Source organism: Phocaeicola paurosaccharolyticus JCM 15092 (assembly GCF_000613805.1).
GTDB lineage: Bacteria > Bacteroidota > Bacteroidia > Bacteroidales > Bacteroidaceae > Phocaeicola > Phocaeicola paurosaccharolyticus.
Window position 1 is genome coordinate 1 of the sequence record NZ_BAJR01000064.1, and the last position, 3,774, is coordinate 3,774.

The 3,774-nt window shown below is 27.5% G+C and carries 5 protein-coding genes; all 5 read right to left on the reverse strand.

Annotated elements, in window-relative coordinates; translation table 11 throughout:
* On the reverse strand, positions 1-263 hold a 263-nt coding region (locus JCM15092_RS14060), incomplete at its 3' end, for a glycosyl hydrolase 108 family protein (RefSeq protein WP_024995193.1).
* Between the two features lie 297 nt (positions 264-560).
* Positions 561-1,802 (reverse strand): nSTAND1 domain-containing NTPase, encoded by a 1,242-nt coding sequence (locus JCM15092_RS14065; RefSeq protein WP_024995194.1) that lies wholly within the window; start codon positions 1,800-1,802, stop codon positions 561-563.
* Positions 1,803-1,955: 153 nt separating this feature from the next.
* Positions 1,956-2,477, reverse strand: a complete 522-nt coding sequence (locus JCM15092_RS14070) for a hypothetical protein (protein WP_024995195.1) — start codon at positions 2,475-2,477, stop codon at positions 1,956-1,958.
* A gap of 100 nt (positions 2,478-2,577) precedes the next feature.
* Positions 2,578-3,366, reverse strand: coding sequence for a HEPN domain-containing protein (locus tag JCM15092_RS14075; RefSeq protein ID WP_024995196.1), 789 nt, complete (start codon positions 3,364-3,366; stop codon positions 2,578-2,580).
* A 71-nt stretch (positions 3,367-3,437) separates the two neighbouring features.
* The coding region (locus JCM15092_RS17280; RefSeq protein WP_024995197.1) for a hypothetical protein at positions 3,438-3,774 on the reverse strand (337 nt) is incomplete at its 5' end.

Genomic DNA, 3,774 nt, shown 5'->3' on the forward strand with positions numbered 1-3,774 from the left:
TTAGCTATCGATTGTGAATGTATGTAGTCAGCCTTGCATTTATCCCAATAGTATTTTTTAAAGAGAGTAAAAACATCATCTTTAGTAATAAGACGAAGATCATCAGAATCAATATCCCCATCTCCATCTTTATCATACCCACATGACTTCCATGTTGAAAGAGTTATTCCCATATTTGTTTTGCCACCACGATCCGAAGAGTGATTACTCCATCCACCCTCATGAGAGAGAATGATATTAAATAGTTGTTCTGACTTTGCCATAAATCTTTATTTTTATATATGGCAAATATGGTTATGATACCCAAAATTGAATAGGACAAAAATAAGGCAGAAAAGTAGTAATATTATTCACTTCTTTTCTGCCTTATCTTATCCGATAAATATGTAATTTAAATTTTATAAAAAATTGCCATAGCTATTGAATTCTCATCACTTAAGTTCACTATTTTAATTAATTCTATATCTCTATAAAAAGATAAAAAACGGTTTATTATAGATTCGACTTCCGAATAATTTGTACCATATATTATTTTACATTTATTCATAGCTTTAATTATATTAATTACTTTTGATTTGTTTATATATCATTTCTTCCTTTTCTGAATACATATCTGATTGAACTAATCTTATATAAGAGCTCATGCGAGGATCACTAAATCTATATACACCTTTAGCCAATCTTCTTAAAATTTTATCATTTGAATTAGAAACAATTTTAGATAAATATTGATTTAATTTCTGGTTAGTAATTGATTCATCAAATATTAAATTATATATCAATCTTATATTTTCAGCTCTAATAAACTCATCCCAACATAGTGCAATAGCATATAATATCTTTCTATATGTTTTTATAGTTGAAGACGATTTGAAAACATCATCATATGCTTGCCTTAAAGAATTTTCGCAATCACTAATTGATTTTTCTATAGCATTATTTACATCATCAATATCTATAACTGCTTTTTCATTAATAATAGCTTCTTCAGAAGCCTTTAGACAAATCAGATGAGTAAAATGAGGATAACCAGAGCTTAATCTAAATATTCTAAATTTTGCATCTCTTGTAAAATTAATATGTAATTTATCTCCTCCAGCATTTATTATTTCTAAGATTTCTCTTTGAAGCATTTTAGATAGTTTAATTTCCTTTAAACATCTTTGAACAGAAGGATGACCTACCGTTAATTCCTCAGCTGATTCTGCAATCCCAACTATAAATATTTTAAAAACTGAATGAGAGTCACTTAATAATTTAATTAATTCAGCTATTTTGTGTTTATCCTCTTGGCTTTTAATAGAATCAAACTCATCAATTAATAATAAAATATTTTCATCTTTAATTTTTTCACAAACCCAAGAAGGTGAATTTGCCTTATTCAAATATCCTTCATAAGAATTACTATTCTCTAATCCAAATCCTTTAATTGAAATTCCAGAAGTCTTTGTTTTAGATATTAAAGTCAAATCAACCCCACAAGCTTCTAAAGCTTCTTCCATTATAGAAATGAAACTATCTGTTTTTGAGCATCTCTTTATTTTTAATTTCTTGTTTGCAATGTTAACAATCTTATGTGAAGCAATAATAGCCAAAGAACTTTTTCCAACTCCTCTATCTCCATACAACAAAAGATGTTGCCCTGGAGTATTTAATGTTGATAGTATTTGTTGAACCTCTGAAGTCCTTCCTTTAAAAAGATCTTCATTATTTATTGGTGTATGGGGAGTGAAAATATTCCTAACATTACTCGCCATTATTCGCCTCTCATCCTCGATGAATGTATCTTCTGTAATACACATTGTTGTTTTTCTACAAATATATATATTCTAATTTTTATAATACAATTATCATTCTTTATATTTTCAGTTTTGTTATCATTTTATGAAAACAAAAAAGAGTTACACTACTGCAACTCCTTAATATTTAGTTCAATACCCAACTCTGTGAAACGGTTATAAAGAATCAAAATTGTCAACATCTTCTCTATTACGTCCAATTATGAATGAATTATTTTCATAATTGCTTTCTATAAGTATTTCCTTTTTGTCAATGGTCATAAATTTAGAGAAGAAAATATTACTTTCTTTTTTAAAAGAATTAACTATATGTGGCTTTAAACCAAAAAAAGAAGCTAATGTTTCAGCGGATCGATTAGCTATTTTCTGTCTTTCATCTATTGATTTATTTTCATTAAATCTATCAATACATTTATAATATTGTATTATAAATTTCTTTCTTAGATATTGGTCATTAAATGCTTCTTTTATTTCATTTTTAATATGAATATCCTCATTACTTTTTGTTTTCTTAAATTGTAAATCCTTTATACTTCCATCAATTGGAATTAAGACTTCAGCTCTTGATTTAGAGTTATTCATTCTTTTATGTAGATGTATTCCTTTACCCCATTCTATTTCTTGACCAGAATTATGATTATCCACTTTTATTGTTTCTCCATTAATAAGACTTTCCATAACATTATTTTTAAGTTATTGCAAACATAGACAAAAAGAGGATACGTTATTCGCATCCTCTTAAATATTAGTCTCTCACCCAACTCTGTAAAAAGCTAACCTAATTTACAGCTTCTATTTTGCTTAGAATTTGATCAACAAAATTCTTTGAATTATTTATTAGCGTTTCAAGTTCTTGATTGCTTATGTTTATATAACTACCGTCTTTATTCCTTCCGTTTCGATGTGCTAGTTTATTTCTGTTTAAGATAATTTTATTCATTACTCCATTTGTATTCACAATAAGAACATTAAAGACATCTTTATACATATTCTTAATAGTGTCAATATTGCAATATGAAGTCTTAATAACATAATCAATTACTGATTGCTCCCACTTCCCTATTTGTCCATTATCCAATAAATTCTTCATTTCCTCTTTTCTTTTTGGCTCGATAGTATTGAAGTAATCCATAAATAAATCTTCTTTTTCTGTGATTTTTGTCAATAAAGTGTCGCACACAAAAGTTTCAATAGAAGCAACTATATTTAAGTATGATAATCGATTAACAATCATTTTTTGCTTATCATTAAGATTTTCTATTTGAATTATTTCTTTGATATCAGTAATTCTTGATATGTAATCATTATAAGCTTCACGATAACTTTTATAATAGAATTCAGCCCCACTATAATATGAAGTAAAAAAATCCTTAGCATAGTACTCATTGAAAATTGATTGAGGGTTTTCATTATCTATAAGTAAACAAGGTATACCTTCTATTGTTGTGTTTGTTTCCATTATTTCAGTATCTTTTGGTTGTTTAGTGTAAAAACATCCAACATCATTAGAATTAAAGTATGGTGTATTTACAAGAATACCACCTTTCACATAGAATTTCTTAGCCATAATTTTATTTTTTAAAGTTAAATCACAAACATAAATAAAAAGAGGATACGTTATTCGCATCCTCTTAATTTTTAATCATTTGCCCAACTTTGTGAGGAACGCACACGCACTATAATATAGCCATCAGCACTAAGAATCTTGTTTTCATCAGAATATCCGACTATTTCGCCAGACTCAACATTACTATACAATCCTAACGATGTAACATATAATGCTTGACCAAAAGTATATGTTCCACTAACTGCTCTTGCTAATACTTTCTTTCCTAAATTTATGTAACAAAAAGAATTATTGTCTTTCTGCTCCATCGAAGTACCACCTCCAAATGCTTCTCCTATTACTACATTCTTTGATGTATTTTTTAAAGAGAATACACGAGGGTTTAAAATATTGTTGATGCAATTTAAT

Bases quoted from the DNA above. Each gene is read 5' to 3' on its own strand.
- JCM15092_RS14065 (WP_024995194.1), bottom strand. From the start codon at position 1,802: ATGTGTATTACAGAAGATACATTCATCGAGGATGAGAGGCGAATAATG.
- JCM15092_RS14070 (WP_024995195.1), bottom strand. From the start codon at position 2,477: ATGGAAAGTCTTATTAATGGAGAAACAATAAAAGTGGATAATCATAAT.
- JCM15092_RS14075 (WP_024995196.1), bottom strand. From the start codon at position 3,366: ATGGCTAAGAAATTCTATGTGAAAGGTGGTATTCTTGTAAATACACCA.